Annotated in this window: 16 protein-coding genes; 3 read left to right on the top strand and 13 right to left on the bottom strand. The window is 62.9% G+C overall.

Annotated features, from left to right (window positions below; translation table 11 throughout):
• Window positions 1–58 precede the first annotated feature (58 nt).
• The 9 genes from flgJ to flgB form a co-directional block, all read right to left on the bottom strand.
• Window positions 59–1,030: a flagellar assembly peptidoglycan hydrolase FlgJ gene (flgJ, locus tag ACLRDN_RS10800; protein ID WP_088753748.1), complete on the bottom strand. Its 972-nt coding sequence runs from the start codon at window positions 1,028–1,030 to the stop codon at window positions 59–61.
• Between the two features lie 46 nt (window positions 1,031–1,076).
• A complete protein-coding gene (locus ACLRDN_RS10795) occupies window positions 1,077–2,207 on the bottom strand; it encodes a flagellar basal body P-ring protein FlgI (RefSeq protein WP_413460015.1) in 1,131 nt (376 codons plus the stop codon).
• A 38-nt stretch (window positions 2,208–2,245) separates the two neighbouring features.
• Window positions 2,246–2,905 carry a flagellar basal body L-ring protein FlgH gene (locus ACLRDN_RS10790; protein WP_413460382.1) on the bottom strand — a complete coding sequence of 220 codons (660 nt, stop codon included), beginning with the start codon at window positions 2,903–2,905 and terminating at the stop codon, window positions 2,246–2,248.
• 60 nt (window positions 2,906–2,965) lie between these two features.
• Window positions 2,966–3,748: a flagellar basal-body rod protein FlgG gene (gene flgG, locus ACLRDN_RS10785; RefSeq protein ID WP_088753746.1), complete on the bottom strand. Its 783-nt coding sequence runs from the start codon at window positions 3,746–3,748 to the stop codon at window positions 2,966–2,968.
• Window positions 3,749–3,813: 65 nt separating this feature from the next.
• Window positions 3,814–4,551, bottom strand: a complete 738-nt coding sequence (gene flgF, locus ACLRDN_RS10780) for a flagellar basal-body rod protein FlgF (protein WP_413460014.1) — start codon at window positions 4,549–4,551, stop codon at window positions 3,814–3,816.
• Between the two features lie 111 nt (window positions 4,552–4,662).
• Window positions 4,663–5,934 carry a flagellar hook protein FlgE gene (flgE, locus tag ACLRDN_RS10775; protein ID WP_413460013.1) on the bottom strand — a complete coding sequence of 424 codons (1,272 nt, stop codon included), beginning with the start codon at window positions 5,932–5,934 and terminating at the stop codon, window positions 4,663–4,665.
• 39 nt (window positions 5,935–5,973) lie between these two features.
• Window positions 5,974–6,696, bottom strand: coding sequence for a flagellar hook assembly protein FlgD (locus tag ACLRDN_RS10770; protein ID WP_088753743.1), 723 nt, complete (start codon window positions 6,694–6,696; stop codon window positions 5,974–5,976).
• A 25-nt stretch (window positions 6,697–6,721) separates the two neighbouring features.
• On the bottom strand, window positions 6,722–7,126 hold the full coding sequence (gene flgC / locus ACLRDN_RS10765) for a flagellar basal body rod protein FlgC (RefSeq protein ID WP_088753742.1): 405 nt from the start codon (window positions 7,124–7,126) through the stop codon (window positions 6,722–6,724).
• 6 nt (window positions 7,127–7,132) lie between these two features.
• Complete coding sequence (gene flgB / locus ACLRDN_RS10760; protein ID WP_413460012.1) at window positions 7,133–7,561, bottom strand: flagellar basal body rod protein FlgB; 429 nt, start codon at window positions 7,559–7,561, stop codon at window positions 7,133–7,135.
• Window positions 7,562–7,792: 231 nt separating this feature from the next.
• Here flgB and flgA point away from each other — a divergent pair, with 231 nt between their 5' ends.
• From flgA to ACLRDN_RS10745, 3 genes are all read left to right on the top strand, one after another.
• Complete coding sequence (gene flgA, locus ACLRDN_RS10755) at window positions 7,793–8,530, top strand: flagellar basal body P-ring formation chaperone FlgA (RefSeq protein ID WP_413460011.1); 738 nt, start codon at window positions 7,793–7,795, stop codon at window positions 8,528–8,530.
• Between the two features lie 223 nt (window positions 8,531–8,753).
• Window positions 8,754–9,074 carry a flagellar biosynthesis anti-sigma factor FlgM gene (gene flgM / locus ACLRDN_RS10750; protein WP_413460010.1) on the top strand — a complete coding sequence of 107 codons (321 nt, stop codon included), beginning with the start codon at window positions 8,754–8,756 and terminating at the stop codon, window positions 9,072–9,074.
• Between the two features lie 31 nt (window positions 9,075–9,105).
• Window positions 9,106–9,564, top strand: coding sequence for a flagella synthesis protein FlgN (locus tag ACLRDN_RS10745; RefSeq protein ID WP_413460009.1), 459 nt, complete (start codon window positions 9,106–9,108; stop codon window positions 9,562–9,564).
• A gap of 105 nt (window positions 9,565–9,669) precedes the next feature.
• Here the strand turns inward: ACLRDN_RS10745 and ACLRDN_RS10740 are convergent, their stop codons facing one another.
• From ACLRDN_RS10740 to flhA, 4 genes are read right to left on the bottom strand one after another with little or no spacing between them, the layout of a single operon-like run.
• Entirely contained in the window at window positions 9,670–10,407 is a 738-nt protein-coding gene (locus ACLRDN_RS10740; RefSeq protein WP_413460008.1) for an RNA polymerase sigma factor FliA, read from the bottom strand.
• A gap of 5 nt (window positions 10,408–10,412) precedes the next feature.
• The gene (locus tag ACLRDN_RS10735; RefSeq protein WP_413460381.1) at window positions 10,413–11,216 is read right to left on the bottom strand and encodes a MinD/ParA family protein; all 804 of its coding nucleotides are present in this window, start codon (window positions 11,214–11,216) and stop codon (window positions 10,413–10,415) included.
• A gap of 34 nt (window positions 11,217–11,250) precedes the next feature.
• Window positions 11,251–12,735 carry a flagellar biosynthesis protein FlhF gene (gene flhF, locus ACLRDN_RS10730; protein ID WP_413460007.1) on the bottom strand — a complete coding sequence of 495 codons (1,485 nt, stop codon included), beginning with the start codon at window positions 12,733–12,735 and terminating at the stop codon, window positions 11,251–11,253.
• Window positions 12,732–14,840: a flagellar biosynthesis protein FlhA gene (flhA, locus tag ACLRDN_RS10725; protein ID WP_413460006.1), complete on the bottom strand. Its 2,109-nt coding sequence runs from the start codon at window positions 14,838–14,840 to the stop codon at window positions 12,732–12,734. The genes flhF and flhA overlap by 4 nt, the downstream gene beginning before the upstream one ends.

Here is a 14,840-nt window from a genome sequence, read left to right as displayed (position 1 = left end):
TGTTTCCGGCCGGAACCGATGAGCTTGCCACGCGGACACGCCCTGCGGCGCTGGAAAATCAGGCCGAGAGCGACTGGCGGATGATGCGCGAAAGCTTTTCCGCATAGTGCGGATCGGTGGCGTAACCGGCGCGCTGCAGTCCGTAGGCGAAGCCGTGCGCATCCTGGGCGCTGGCCAGCACCTTCTCGTAGCGCGGATTGCTGCGCAGCAAGTTGGCATAATCCTTGAAGGCATCGGCATAGGAATCGTAGGCGCGGAATTTTTCCACGCGCTTTTGCGGCTTGCCGTTGATGTATTCGATGGTGGTAGCCTCGACCACCTTGCCGGTCCAGTTGCCGGTGGCCTTGATGCCGAACAGGTTGTGCGCCGAGCGGCCGTCACGGGTGACGATTTCCTTCTTGCCCCAGCCGGTTTCCAGCGCCGCCTGCGCCAGCATGAACTTGGCCGGAATGCCGGTGATCTTGCTCGCCATTTCCGCATCGGCCTGCAGGCGGTTCTGGAAAGCTTCCACGTGGGCCGGCTTGTTGGAATTGCGACGCTGCTTGTTGCGGCCATCCTGATCCGTGCCCTCTGCAGCCTGCTGGCTGGCGAAACTCTGGATGAACTTCGCACGGTCGGCATCGCTCATGTCCTTGACCAGCGGGATGCCCATCGGCAGCCCCTCTTCACCCGGCGTCGGATTGCCCTCCAGGTCCTGCGCATCCGGCAGCTTCTTGGGCAGCGAGGCCGAGAGCTGGCGCGTGAGCACATCGGCCAGGCCCACTCCGCGCTGGGCCAGGCTCTGGCTGAGCTGCTGGTCGAGCATGGAGGTAAACATCTTGGTCTGCTCGTTGTCGAACGGGCCGTTTTGCGGAGTGGCATCCCGCATGCTCTTCATCACCATGTTCAGGAACAGCGCCTCGAACTGCTTGGCTGCGCCCTTGATGGACTCCGGCGAGTTCTGCTTGGCAGCCTCGCGCAGGCCGTTCAGCCCATTCGCATCGACAGCCAGACTCTCGGTCGGATTGGATGGGTTGATCTTGTTGAGCATGGATGACCTTGGTGAAATGCGTTGGAGGTTGGATCGGCCCGGACCGTCAGATCACTTCGAGTTCGGCACGCAGGGAGCCGGCTGCCTTCATGGCCTGCAGGATTGCCAGCAAGTCCTGGGGCGTGGCACCGATGGCATTGAGCGCCTTGACCACATCGGACAGCGAGGCCCCGCCCTTCAACAGCATGACCTTGCCGGGCTCCTTGTTGATCGACACCTGGGCATTCTGCACGCCGGCCGTCTGGCCACCCGCCAGGGCATTGGGCTGGCTGACCGCATTGTCGGCCTGGATCACCACCGACAGGTTGCCGTGCGAGACCGCGCAGGTATCGAGCATCACGCTCTGGTTCATCACCACCGAGCCGGTACGGGCGTTCAGGATCACCTTGGCGGCCAGCTTGCCGGGGGTGACGTCCACGTTTTCCAGGGCACCGAGGAAGGCCACGCGATCGCCGCTGGAAATCGGCGCACGAACACGAATGACGCGGCCATCCTGGGCCACGGCGGTGTCATTGCCGAAGCGCTTGTTGAGGGCATCAACCACCCGGCTGGCCGTCGAGAAATCATTGTCGTTCAGTTCCAGCATGACCATGTCGCCGCCACCGAGGGAGCTGGGCACGGCCCGTTCGACGGTGGCACCGCCCGAAATGCGGCCCGCCGACAACTGGTTGATGACGGTGCTGCTGCCTGCGGCCGAGCCGCCCGCACCACCGACGACGATGTTGCCCTGGGCGATAGCGTAGATCTGGCCGTCAGCACCTTTCAACGGCGCCATCAGCAGCGTGCCGCCACGGATGCTCTTGGCGTTGCCGATGGAAGAAACCGTCACGTCGATCAGCTGGCCCGGCTGGGCGAAGGCAGGCAAGGTGGCCGTCACCATGGCCGCGGCCACGTTTTTGAGCTGCATGTTGCTGCTGGTGCCGGTAGGTACGTTCACGCCCAGCTGCTGCAGCATGCTGATGACGCTTTGCACCGTAAAGGGAGTCTGGGTGGTCTGGTCGCCGCTGCCATCGAGGCCCACGACCAGGCCGTAGCCGACCAGCTGGTTCTGGCGCACGCCCTGGATGCTGGCCAGGTCCTTGAGGCGCTCGGCGTTGGCCGGCGCGGCCGCAGCCACGCACAGCGCTGCCACGGCAGCCGCCGACAGCAGCTTGCTGCCCATCCTGATCATGTCCATGGCGAAAAATCCTTTCCGGGTCATTGCACTACTCCACATCAGAAAGGAGAAACGCTGAAGAAGAATCGGCCCAGCGAAGACATGAAGTCAGCCATGTCCACGCGGGTATTGGTACGGTATTCCACCTTGGCGTCGGCCACCAGGGTCGAGGAAACGGTGTTGCCGGTCTGGATGTTGTCGGGGCTGACGGTGCCGGAGAAGCGCACGTATTCCACGCCCTTGTCCAGCGCCACCTGCTTTTCACCCGAAACCACCAGGTTGCCGTTGGGGAGCACTTCCACCACGGTCACGCCGATGGTGCCGGTGAAGGTATTGCTGGAGCTGGTGGCGCCCTTGTCCTCGAACTTGGAGGACGAGCTACCGGAGGCGGACAACTCCTTGATGGAAGTGCCGAAGATGGTCGGCGCAGGCGAGGCCACCGTACCCGTCTTGCTGGCCGAGCTGCCGGCGGACTTGCCGGCACTGGTCTTTTCGTTGATGACGATGGTGATGGTGTCACCCACCAGGCGCGCGCGACGGTCTTCCAGCAAGGGGCGGTAGACCGCCGACTGGAAGATCGCACCCGAGGTCGGCGGCGCATAGGACGCCGGTTGCGGACGCGCCGTCTTGGGACCGGACACGATACTGTCCGGCACGGTGGTGCAAGCGGCGACGCTCAACACGCCCGCGATGGTGGCCAATTTCAGCATGCTCTTCATCATTGCCTCGTCCTTCTTCTGCTACCGACTGCCTTGTTCAAAAACCACTGCACGACTGCATTACAGCTGCGAAATCTTGGCCAGCATCTGGTCGGAAGTGGTAATGGCCTTGCTGTTGATTTCGTAGGCGCGCTGGGTCTGGATCATGTTGACCAGTTCTTCCACCACGTTCACGTTGGAGGTTTCCACATAACCCTGCCACAGGGCGCCGGCGCCGTTGGTGCCCGGGGTATTCGGGTTCGGGGTACCGGAAGCGGCGGTTTCCACGTACAGGTTCTCGCCACGGCTTTCCAGGCCAGCCGGGTTGATGAAGGTGGCGACCTGGATGGTGCCGATCTGGGTGGTGGCAGTGGAACCAGCCTGCATGATCGAGACCGTACCGTCACGGCCCACGGACAGCTTGGTAGTGTTGAGCGGAATGGTGATCGGCGGCTGCAGGGTGTAACCGCTGGAGGTCACCATCTGGCCCTGGCTGTCGGTCTGGAAGGAACCGTCGCGGGTGTAGGCGGTGGTGCCGTCGGGCAGCAGGATCTGGAAGAAACCGTTGCCCTGGATCGCCAGGTCCTTGTCATTGTTGGTCTGGTTGACGTTGCCCTGGGTGAAGATGCGTTCGGTGGCCACCGGGCGCACGCCGGTACCGATCTGCAGGCCCGAAGGCAATTGTGTCTGCTGCGAGGACTGGGCACCGGGCTGGCGCACGGTCTGGTACAGCAGGTCTTCGAAGACGGCGCGCGAGCGCTTGAAACCGTTGGTGCTGACGTTGGCCAGGTTGTTGGAGATCACGTCCAGTTGCGTCTGTTGCGCGTCCAGGCCGGTCTTGGAAATCCACAGGGAACGAATCATTTGTTTCTCCGGTAATCAGCGCTTGCGCTGCGGGTGCATCGTTGAGGTCAGGTGCGTAGGCAGCATCAAGACAGCGACAGGATCGAGGTCGCCTTGGTCGCATCGCTTTCGGCGGTCTGGATCACTTTCATGTTCATTTCGAACTGGCGCGACAGGTTGATCATGTTGACCATCGCCTCCACCACGTTCACATTGCTGCCTTCGAGCGCACCACTGGCCAGGCGCACGTTGGCGTCGGGCTGGGCGGCGCCGGTGATGGTGCGGAACAGGCCATCGTCGCCGCGTTTGAGGTTCTTCTCGTCCGGGTTCACCAGCTTGATGCGGCCCAGCACGTTGACCGCATTGGGAATGCCGTTGGTCGGGATCGAGGACACCGTGCCGTCGGCCGCGATGGCCACCGTGGTATCGGGCGGAATGGTGATCGGGCCGCCGTCACCCTGCACGGACTGGCCGTTCTGGGTCTGCAGGATGCCGTTCTCGTTGATCTTGAAGCTGCCGTTGCGGGTGTAGGCTTCGCCGCCGTCGGCGGTCTGCACCGCGATCCAGCCACGGCCCTGCACCGCCACGTCCAGCGCGCGGCCGGTATCCTGGATCGGACCCTGCGAAAAATCATTGCCTGCCGTGGAATCGACTACAAAGGCGCGCGTGGGTAAGCCCTCGCCCACCACCGGTGCCGAACGGAAGGTATTCAATTGGGCGCGAAAACCCGTGGTCGTGGCATTGGCCAGGTTGTTGCTGGCGCTGGCTTGTTGCTCAAGCGTGTGCTTGGCGCCCGACATCGCTGTATAGACCAGACGATCCATAAAACCCCTTAGTGGCGGCGCCCATCCCTGGCACCCCCGGTTGAAACCGGCCACCGGCGACGCCGGCGGCCTTGCAGCAGGCGCGCCACAGGGCGCGCCGGGCAGACCTTATTAACGCAGGCTGACCAAGGTCTGCAGCACGGTATCTTGCACCTTGATGGTCTGCGAGTTGGCCTGGTAGACACGCTGGGCCACGATCATGTTGACCAGCTCGGCCGTCAGGTCGACGTTGGAGTCTTCCACCGCACGCGCCTGCAGGGTGCCGAAGGTACCCGTGGTCGGCTTGCCTACCAGCGGGCTGCCGGCCGCGCCGGTAGCCTGGTAGAGGTTGTTGCCCAGCGGCTGCAGGCCATTCGGGTTGGCGAAGTTCACCAGCACCACGGTGCCCAGGTTCTTGGTCTGCTGGTTGCTGTAGGAACCGATGATGCTGCCGTCCTTGTCGATGGAGAAGCTCGACAGGGTACCCGGCGGCATGCCGTTCTGGTTCTGTGCCAGGTTGACGAAGGCCGAGCCGGTCTGGGTCGAGCCGGCATAGGAGATGTTGATCGGGTTGGCGAATACGCCGCCGGCCTTGACCACCGTTCCCAGAGTGGCAGTACTCAGGGTCAGGCCGGTGGTGGAGGTCAGCGCACCGGTGGCATCGAAGGTCATTGTGCCCACGGCCAGGGGGGCAGCAGGCGTACCGCTGGTCAGCGTGGTGCTGTCGACCTTGGCATAGACGGTCCAGGTGGTCGTGGGCGGCGTTCCGGTCGGTGCAGCCTTCGAGTAATAAGTCTGCACGCTGTACGGATTGCCCAAGCTGTCATAGATGGTGACGCCGGTCGAGTTGTTGTAAGTGGTCGGATCGTTGGCGTTGAACACGGTCGTTGCAGGAATGGCCGTCACGCGGGAATCCAGGTTGACCTTGGTGGTGATGGTCGTCGTGGGGGTCGCCGGGATGGCCGAGGTATCGATCTGCAATGCAGTCGGGTCCCCACCCGATGCGCCCGCCGCCCAACCCATCAGGTAGGCACCGTTCATGCTGGGGTTGACGATGTAGCCGTTCTTGTCCAGCTGGAACTGGCCATTGCGGCCGTACATTGGCGACTTGTTGTCCAGCGAAGCCGCCACCTGGAAGAAACCGTCCCCATTGATGGCGATATCCAGCGGATTGGCCGACGAGGTGATGTTGCCCTGGGTGAACTGTTGCGACACATTGGCCACGGTCACACCAATACCCACCGGCGAATTGCCGGAGCGGTTCATGGAGTTGGCGTACATGTCGGCAAACTGTGTCTGCGACTGCTTGAAACCCACCGTGCTGGCGTTGGACACGTTATTACCGATGACGTCCAGGCTCTTGGCTGCGCCGTTCAGTCCGCTCAGACCTTGCTGAAAACTCATGAGATATCCCCTTGTTCCGAATGTTGTCGGTAATGACGATTAAAGAATTTGCACGACGTCGGTCGGCTTGATGGTGCCGACATTGGTGACGTTGAGCTTGACGCCGTCCGACGCAGTCGAGACGCTGGAAACAGTGCCGAACGACAAGGTCGAAGCGGACACCGCGGTGCCATTGTTGGAGGCACTGACCGTGAAGGTATAGTTGCCGTCGGCCACCTTGCCGCCGGTATCATTGGAGCCGTCCCAGATCACCGGCACCACGCCGGCCGCCTGGGTGCCCAGGTCGGTGGTGTGGACCACGGCGCCGGTGGAGTCCTTGATGGTCACCACCACCGAGGAGGCGGTACCGGAAAGGTTCACGCCGAACACCGCCTTCTGGCTGGTGGTTTCCTTGCCGTCGGCGTCCTTGGTGGTATCGCTGGTCAGCTGGATGCTGTTGCCCGGAGCCAGCACGCTGTGTCCGATCATGTTGGCCGTGGACAGCGCTTGCGAAGAATTGAGATTGCTCATCAGCGTGGACAGCGAATTGTTCAGCTGGCTGATGCCCGAGACGGTCGAGAGCTGGGCCATCTGCGTGGTCAGCTGCGAGTTGTCCATCGGGTTGCTGGGATCCTGGTTCTTCATCTGCGCGATCAACAGCGTCAGGAAGCGGTTCTGGATCGCGTCCGGGCTGTTGTTGTCGAGGCTGGAAGAATTGCTGGTCGACGAGCTGCTGCTCGTACCGTTCATTGCGCTGAGCAGGTCATTGGAGACGATTGCCATGGTTCAGGTCCTGTTGACTGGCCGCTTATTGGCCGATGGTGAGGGTCTTGACGAGCATGGCCTTGGCCGTGTTCATCGTTTCCACGTTGGTCTGGTAAGAGCGGGAAGCCGAGATCATGTTGACCATTTCCTCGACCGGATTGACGTTGGGCATGGCCACGTAGCCATTGCCGTCGGCCATCGGGTGCTTGGGGTCATAGACCAGCTTGGGCGGGGCCTGGTCCTCGACCACGGCCGCCACTTTCACGCCGCTGTCCTTGACGCTGCCCACGGGAATGGCTTCGAACACCACCTGCTTGGCCCGGTAGGGCGTGCCATTGGGGCTGGTGGCGCTGTCGGCGTTGGCGATGTTGCTGGCCGTGGCATTGAGGCGCTGGGACTGCGCGCTCATGGCCGAGCCCGCCACGTTGAAGATGTTGGAAAGAGACATGGTTTATCAACCCGGTTGGATGGCGTTCAACATGGCCTTGATCTGGCCGTTCACGGCAGTGACGCCGGCTTCGTAGCGGATGCCGTTGTCGACGAATTCATTGCGTTCCACATCCAGATCGACGGTATTGCCGTCCACGCTGCCCTGGGCCGGTGTGCGGTACTGCAAGGCGGTGCCGCCGATGCTGCCCGGACCGGTCTCGGGCGCGGTGCCAGCCACGTGGCTGGCGGCCGTGCGGTCGAGCTGCAGCGGCGGGATGGTGTTGGATTTGTTGTCCAGCGCGTTCTTGAGCGCGTCGGCAAAGTTGACGTCACGCGCCTTGTAATTGGGCGTGTCCGCGTTGGCGATGTTGGACGCCAGCACCTGCTGGCGCTGGGCCCGCAGGTTCAGCGCCATCTCGTTGAAACGGAAATAATCGTCGAGCTTAGAGACCATCAGGTCCTCCGGAAGTACCGTCGCTGCGCCGCTCTCGCTTGCCGTTGCCCTGGCCGCTCGCGGACTGCGCCGATGATGGAATTACGTAGGCTTGATCATACGTTCGCACCACTAACTCTAAGGGGCGATAAAGAGAGAAAAGCCTCCCCTGTTTGCGCTTTTGACCTCGCGCGCGCGACGTAACATGGCTGCCAAGATTCGCCTATGCCCACTCCGGGCAAGTTGCACAAAATGAAACATGCTTTCCGCGCCCTGCGCCACACCTTCGCCGCCCTCGCCTTGCTGGCAGCCGGCCTGGGCGTGGCTGCGCCCGCCCTTTCCCAGAACGACCCCAACACCCCGCAAAAACAGGACTTGCAAGCCTTGCAACAAGTGGCAGAGCAATTCCTCAAAGGCCAGACCTCGGGCTTGCCGGGCAGCGTCACGGTCGCCGTCGATCCGGCCGATTCCCGCCTGACCCTGGCCGCCTGCCTGGAACCGCAAGCCTTCATGCCCAATGGCGGGCGCCTGTTCGGCCGCACCACGGTCGGCATCAAATGCGTGGCGCCCTCCCCCTGGACCATCTACCTGCGCGCCAACGTGCAGGTGATCTCGGATTACCTGGTCGCAGCCGTCCCGCTGGCCCAGGGCCAGACCATCAGTGCCAGCGACATCACCCGCATTCGCGGCGACATGTCTACCCTGCCCAGCGGGGTGATCACCGAGGAATCCCAGGTCATCGGGCGCGTGGCCAACATGTCCCTGCGTGCCGGTACGCCGCTGCGGCTCGATGCCATCCGCAACCAGCGCGTGGTGCAGCAAGGCCAGGCGGTGCGGGTAGTGTCGATCGGCCCGGGCTTCCAGATTTCGACCGAGGCGCGCGCCCTGACCAATGCCAATGAAGGCCAGATGGCCCAGGCCAGGACGGCAGCCGGCCAGGTCGTCAGCGGCATCGCCAAGGCCGGCGGCATCCTGGAAATCAATTATTGAACCGGATACCGGCCGGCTATCGCATTTTATCTATTGATATGAAGCAATTTCCGGAGAGGCGCTACAGAGGCGGAACGCAGCGGCTCGTCCGGAAGGAAATGTGAAGAAAACTCCCGAAATCGGCGCATTTGAGGTGCGGGAATGTTAAAGTTTGCCCAGAACTGGTCGATAATCCATACGACAGGCGGGTGCGAAGCGCCCCCACCCTACAAGGAATACTGCCGTGAACGTTAACGACGCCCTCAAATCCGCTGCCCTCAACACCGAGCAGGCACAAACGCAGACCCGCAACAATGCTGCCACCGGCACTGCTGCGGGCGACAGTGCGGCTGCCAAGGCTGCCACTTCCGACAGCGTGCGCTTGTCCAGCACCTATCAAGCGCTGGAAACCAAGGTCAACGGCGACAGCGGCGCCTTCAACACCAAGAAAGTGGCCGAGATCAAGGCCGCCATTGCCAATGGCACCTTCCAGATCGACCCGGACAAGATCGCCGATGGCCTGATCGATACCGTCAAGAATCTCATCAGCGCCCGCCCGGCCTGATTGCCGTTCGCCTGTACCGAGGATCTCCCGCATGAATCCGGCCAGCCATCTCTCCCTGGAACACGCCGCCCTTTCGCGCCTGGTCGACAAGCTGACCCAGGAGCAAGCCTTGCTGACCGAGGCCACGGCCGAAGGCCTGACCGACATCATTTCCGAAAAAGCCAATATCGTGGCCGAAATGTCGACCTTGGCCGGCAACCGTCACGCACTGTTGCGCAAACTGGGTTACAGCGAAGATGAAACTGGCATGCAGAAGTGGATGAATGAACACGCCAGCGATGCCGACCGTGATGTCTGGGCCGGCCTCTTCGAGCTGGCGCAGGATGCCAAGGAACTGAACCGCGTCAACGGCCTGTTGATCGGCAAGAAGCTCTCCATCAATCAGAGCGCCCTCACCATCCTGCAAGGCAAGACCGGCACCGGCAATTTCTACGGCCCGGATGGACAGAACAGCATCAAATCCTCGGGCCGTCGCCTGGGCGTTGTGTAAGCCTCCTGCTCACGCCTGCTGAGTTGCCTCTCCCCAACAAAAAGCCCGGCATTGCCGGGCTTTGTCGTTGCTGCTTAACGGAATGCGCCTTGCGCGCAAGAATCTTCAGGCTACCCCGCTCCAGGAATGCTCGCGCAGATAAGAGCGCATGCGCGAGATCGCCTGGCTGTGCAGCTGGCACACCCGCGATTCGGAAACGCCCATGACGGCGCCGATTTCCTTCAGGTTCATTTCCTGCTCGTAGTACAGGGCCATGAGCAGTTGCTCGCGCTCGGGCAAGGCCTTGATCGAATCCACCACCGCTTCACGGAAACCGCCGTCGATCAGGCTCTGCAGCGGATCATCGTCGCCTTCGCCGGTCTGGTAGCGGTCCAGGAAATGCTCATGGCCGCCGTCGTCGTCGTGGAAATCCTCGTAATAGATCAGTTGATGGCCACCGCAGTCGGCCAGCAGCGCCTGGTATTCAGCCAGGCTGAGCTTCATGTGCTGGGCCACTTCGGCCTCCTGCGGCTGGCGGCCCAGCTGCTGCAGCAGGCTTTGCAGGGCCTCTTCGACCTTGCGGGCATTCTGGCGGATGCTGCGCGGCAGCCAGTCGCTGCTGCGCAGCTCGTCCAGCATGGCGCCACGGATACGCTGCACGGCATAGGTCTCGAACTGGGCGCCATGGTTTTCCTCGTAGCGGTTGACGGCGTCGAGCAGGCCCATCATGCCAGCCTGGATCAGGTCGTCCACCTCTACACTGGGGGGCAGCTTGGCCTTGAGCTGATGCGCCAGTTTCTTGACCAGCGGCGCATGCTGCTCCAGCACGTCGTTCTTGCCCTTCTTTCCCTTGACGTTATACATGCACGTCACACTCCCAGACTGGCACCGTCGGTGGCCATGCCGTATGCGCTGCGTGCTGCATCCGGACCTTCCGTGAAGCGCTTGGACAAGCGCTGGAATGCCAGCGCGGCACCGGCGAACGGGAACACGTCCATCACCGCCCGGCCCTGCCCGGTGGCGCGGCGAATATGATCGTCGGCCGGAATGGCGCCGATGAAATTCAACTGGGCTGCCAGGTAACGGCTGGCCGCCTGGGCCATGTTGGCGTAGACGGTACGGGCTTCGGCTTCGGTGGCATCGTTGACGATGAGACTGAAGGGACGGCGGCCGATCCGGTCGCTCAGGCTCTTCAGGAGCACATAGGCCGATTTGATCGACGAGGCCGTGGTCGAGACCTGGATCACGATCTCGCCCATCTCCATGGTCGGCACCGGCAGCGACAGGTCGCGCGCCAGCACGCCATTGACCAGCGTGATCTCGGCCTGCTCGATGAGGCTGTCGAAGATCTCGGCCAGGCGCCCCGCATGGGGATCGGTGGCCGACGGCACGCTGCGGCGGGCGATGCGCGCCATCGAAAAACCTTCCGGCAAGCGTCGCGTGGCTTCCACCATGGGACGCTCCATGCGCGCCACTTCCTGCAGGGTCGCCACATCGTGTCGCAAGCCGATGCGGGTCAGGAGACCCGTCGTGGCGACGTCGCCATCCACCACCAGCACGCTGTGCTTGGCTTGAGACAAGGACGCTGCCAGATTGATGAGCATGGCACTCTTTTCTTCCTCACCCAGCACGGAGAAGAACGTGAAGAGCCTGGGCACCGGACGCTCCAGCATCCTGCGCAGGCCGGCTGCCTGGTCGATATCGTAACTAGCCAAAGCTCACCTCACGCAGTCCACGGTCATTCATGGACATGGCAGTAGGCCCGATCACGCCGGGCAGCTCACCCTCCTGGAACTCGAAAGGAGCGGTTTCGCGCTTCTGCTTGAAGGCGCGGTCAGCCAGGTAGAGCTTGTTGGCCACGTGCAGGTCTTCGGGGACGCGCTGGCCATTGGCCACGTAATGCAGGTTGAGCTTGTGGCGGATCACCACATCGAGCACATTGCCGATGGTGGCGGCTTCGTCGAGCTTGGTGATGATGCAGCCGGCCAGACCCGAGCTGGAATAAGCATGCACCACTTCGTTCAAGGTGCCGCCGGTGGCGGTGGCATTGAGGCACAGCAGGCGCTTGATGTCCACGCCGGCACCGGCCAGCATGGCGTCCTGCTCGGCCACCATCTGGTCGCGCTGGCCCACGCCGGCGGTATCGATCAGCACGGTGTGCTTGCCCTTCAACTCTTCCAGGGCGATGCGCAGGTCGGTCTCATCCTTGACCGAATGCACCATCACGCCCAGGATCTTGCCGTAGATGCGTAGTTGTTCGTAGCCGCCGATACGGTAGCCGTCGGTGGTGATGAGCGCCAGCTTGCCGGAGCCGTGGCGCATCACACAGCGCGCTGCCAGCTTGGCGGTCGTGGTGGTCTTGCCCACGCCGGTGGGGCCGACCAGGGCGAAGACGCCGCCGTTTTCCAGCAGTTCGTTCTCGTTGGCCAAGGTATTGAGATTGCGCGCCAGTACCGACTTGACCCAGAACATGATGTCCTGCGACTTGGAGTTGGCGGGCAGGTTTTCGGTGATCAGGCGCGACAGGCTGGCAGAGAAGCCTGCAGCCAGCATTTCTTTCAGGACGACGCCCTTGAGCGGATCACGCTTTTGCGTACCCCCCCAGGAAATTTCGGCCAGCTGGGTTTCCAGCACGCCACGCATGGAGCGGATCTCGCTCATGACTTCCGACAGGATTTCGTCGTAGTCCTTGCCGTCGAATTCCGGCAAGGCCGAACGCTGACGCATGTCCTGCTCGCCCGACTCCTGTGCCTGCTGCGCCGAGGCCGCACGGCTGGCATCCTGCTCCGCACGGCGGCTGCGCCAGACGCGGGCATCGCTGGCCGGAGCAGCTTCGGGTGCACGGACCGGTGCGCGCCCATGAGCGGGCTGATCCAGCAAGGGAGCGTTCTCCGGGCGCACCGTGCGGGCCGGCTGCTGGGCCAGCGGCGAGGACAGCAGCGCCGGACGCTTGGTTTGCGCTGCCGGCGCGCCGGACTGCTGCTGCAAGGAAGCTGCCTGGGCACGCCCGTTCGGGTCGCGCGCGCCAGTCGGCGCCACCAGGGTGGTCATGTCCTCATTGGCCATGGCCAGGATCTCCACCCCGTCAGGAATATTGCGGTTGGAGAGAATGACGGCATCGGGGCCAAGCGCCTCGCGAACCTGGCGCCAGGCCTCGCGAGAAGAATTGGCGATAAATTTCTTGACGTTCATGCTTGCCCTCCAACTAGGCTGGTAACTTTAATCGTTTTCGACTCGGGTACTTCAGCGTGCGACAGCACGCGCAACTGCGGCATGGCGCGACGCAGGAAGCGCGCCAGCAAGGTCCGCAGCGGTGCGCCGACCAGCAGCACGGGCGACAGGCCCATCTGCTCCTGGCGCTGCGCCGCCATTTCGGTCTGCTGCACCAGCGAATCGGCCAGGCCCGGCTCGATGCCGCCGGTGTCGCCGCTGGCTTGCAGTGCCTGCATGAGCAGGCGTTCGAGCTTGGAATCGAGCGCCATGACGGCCAGCTCGTTCTCGCCCGGGAAAATCTGTTGCACGATGGCACGGCCCAACGCAATACGGACAATCGCCGTCAAGTCGGTCGGATCCTGAATGCGGGCAGCGTGTTCGGCCAATGTTTCGATGATAGTGCGCATATCGCGGATATGCACGCCTTCCAGCAAAAGGTTCTGCAAGACCTTCTGGAGCGTGCCCAGCGGCAGCATCTTGGGCACCAGGTCTTCCACCAGCTTGGGGGCTTCCTTGGCCAGGTGATCCAGCAGGCTTTGCACTTCCTGGCGGCCCAGCAGCTCGGCTGCGTGCGTGGTGATGAGGTGGTTCAGGTGAGTCGCCACCACGGTACCGGCATCGACCACCGTGTAACCCATGGTGGAGGCCTGTTCGCGCAGACTGCTGTCGATCCACACGGCCGGCAGGCCGAAGGCAGGATCGGAGGTCATCATGCCCGGCAGCGGACCGGTCACCATGCCCGGATTGATGGCCAGGTACTGGCCTGCATGCGCCTCGCCATTACCCACTTCCACACCCTTCAAGGTGATGCGATAGGCCGAGGGCTTCAGTTCCAGGTTGTCGCGGATGTGAATCGGCGGCGACAGGAAACCGACTTCCTGGGCGAACTTCTTGCGGATGCCCTTGATGCGCTTGAGCAGTTCGCCGCCCTGTCCCTTGTCTACCAGCGGAATGAGACGATAGCCCACTTCCAGGCCCAGCGTATCGACCGGCATGACGTCGTTCCAGGTCGCCTCTTCCGCTTCGGACGGCGCAGCGGCCGAGGCGGCCGCTTGCGGCGCCGTGGCCGCGGCTTCGGACTTGGCCTTCTCAGCACGCTTGCTGATGGCGTAGGCACCACCGCCCATGGCCGCTGCCAGCAAGATGAAGGCGATGTGCGGCATGCCCGGGATCAGGCCCATGCCGCCGATGATGACCGCGGTAATGTAGAGCACTTCCGGCTTGGCGAAGAGCTGGTTGATGAGCTGTCCGCCCACGTCCTGGTCGTTGGCCACGCGCGAGACCACCACACCGGCAGCGGTCGAGATGATCAGCGAAGGAATCTGCGCTACCAGGCCGTCACCGATGGCCAGCAGCGTGTAGTTCTTCAACGCGGCATCGAAGGCCAGGTCGTGCTGCACCATGCCCACCACCAAACCGCCGACGATGTTGACCACTGTGACGATGATGCCGGCCACGGCGTCGCCGCGCACGTACTTGGAGGCACCGTCCATGGCGCCGTAGAACTCGGACTCCTGTGCCACTTCCTTGCGGCGGGCACGGGCTTCGGGCTCACCGATCATGCCGGCGTTGAGGTCGGCGTCAATGGCCATCTGCTTGCCGGGCATGGCGTCCAGGGTGAAGCGTGCGCCCACTTCAGCGATACGGCCGGCACCCTTGGTCACCACCATGAAGTTGATGATGGTCAGGATCACGAACACCACGATACCGACGGTATAGTTGCCGCCGATCAGGAAGTGGCCGAAGGCCTCGATCACCTTGCCGGCCGCATCCGGGCCGGTGTGGCCTTCGGTGAGCACCACGCGGGTGGAGGCCACGTTCAGTGACAGGCGCAGCATGGTCGACACCAGCAGCACCGCCGGAAAGGCGATGAAGTCCAGCGGCTTGACCGTATAGAGCGCGGTCATGAGCACGATTACCGACAGCGAGATGTTGAAGCTGAACAGCAGATCCAGCATGAAGGCCGGCAGCGGCAGCACCATCATCGCCAGCATCATGACGATGAGGATCGGGGCCGCCAGCGCCCGGCCGCTCTTGAGCGGGACCCAGGCCGGGATTTTCATGGTATTGAGTTTGGTTGCCAT

It is taken from the genome of Herbaspirillum huttiense (assembly GCF_047300815.1).
Lineage (GTDB): Bacteria > Pseudomonadota > Gammaproteobacteria > Burkholderiales > Burkholderiaceae_D > Herbaspirillum > Herbaspirillum huttiense_A.
This window is presented reverse-complemented; position numbering and strand designations above follow the sequence as displayed.

Coding starts and splice junctions, on each gene's coding strand:
- flgJ (WP_088753748.1), bottom strand. CDS start 1,030: ATGCTCAACAAGATCAACCCATCCAATCCGACCGAGAGTCTGGCTGTC.
- ACLRDN_RS10795 (WP_413460015.1), bottom strand. CDS start 2,207: ATGGACATGATCAGGATGGGCAGCAAGCTGCTGTCGGCGGCTGCCGTG.
- ACLRDN_RS10790 (WP_413460382.1), bottom strand. CDS start 2,905: ATGAAGAGCATGCTGAAATTGGCCACCATCGCGGGCGTGTTGAGCGTC.
- flgG (WP_088753746.1), bottom strand. CDS start 3,748: ATGATTCGTTCCCTGTGGATTTCCAAGACCGGCCTGGACGCGCAACAG.
- flgF (WP_413460014.1), bottom strand. CDS start 4,551: ATGGATCGTCTGGTCTATACAGCGATGTCGGGCGCCAAGCACACGCTT.
- flgE (WP_413460013.1), bottom strand. CDS start 5,934: ATGAGTTTTCAGCAAGGTCTGAGCGGACTGAACGGCGCAGCCAAGAGC.
- ACLRDN_RS10770 (WP_088753743.1), bottom strand. CDS start 6,696: ATGGCAATCGTCTCCAATGACCTGCTCAGCGCAATGAACGGTACGAGC.
- flgC (WP_088753742.1), bottom strand. CDS start 7,126: ATGTCTCTTTCCAACATCTTCAACGTGGCGGGCTCGGCCATGAGCGCG.
- flgB (WP_413460012.1), bottom strand. CDS start 7,561: ATGGTCTCTAAGCTCGACGATTATTTCCGTTTCAACGAGATGGCGCTG.
- flgA (WP_413460011.1), top strand. CDS start 7,793: ATGAAACATGCTTTCCGCGCCCTGCGCCACACCTTCGCCGCCCTCGCC.
- ACLRDN_RS10745 (WP_413460009.1), top strand. CDS start 9,106: ATGAATCCGGCCAGCCATCTCTCCCTGGAACACGCCGCCCTTTCGCGC.
- ACLRDN_RS10740 (WP_413460008.1), bottom strand. CDS start 10,407: ATGTATAACGTCAAGGGAAAGAAGGGCAAGAACGACGTGCTGGAGCAG.
- ACLRDN_RS10735 (WP_413460381.1), bottom strand. CDS start 11,216: ATGCTGGAGCGTCCGGTGCCCAGGCTCTTCACGTTCTTCTCCGTGCTG.
- flhF (WP_413460007.1), bottom strand. CDS start 12,735: ATGAACGTCAAGAAATTTATCGCCAATTCTTCTCGCGAGGCCTGGCGC.
- flhA (WP_413460006.1), bottom strand. CDS start 14,840: ATGGCAACCAAACTCAATACCATGAAAATCCCGGCCTGGGTCCCGCTC.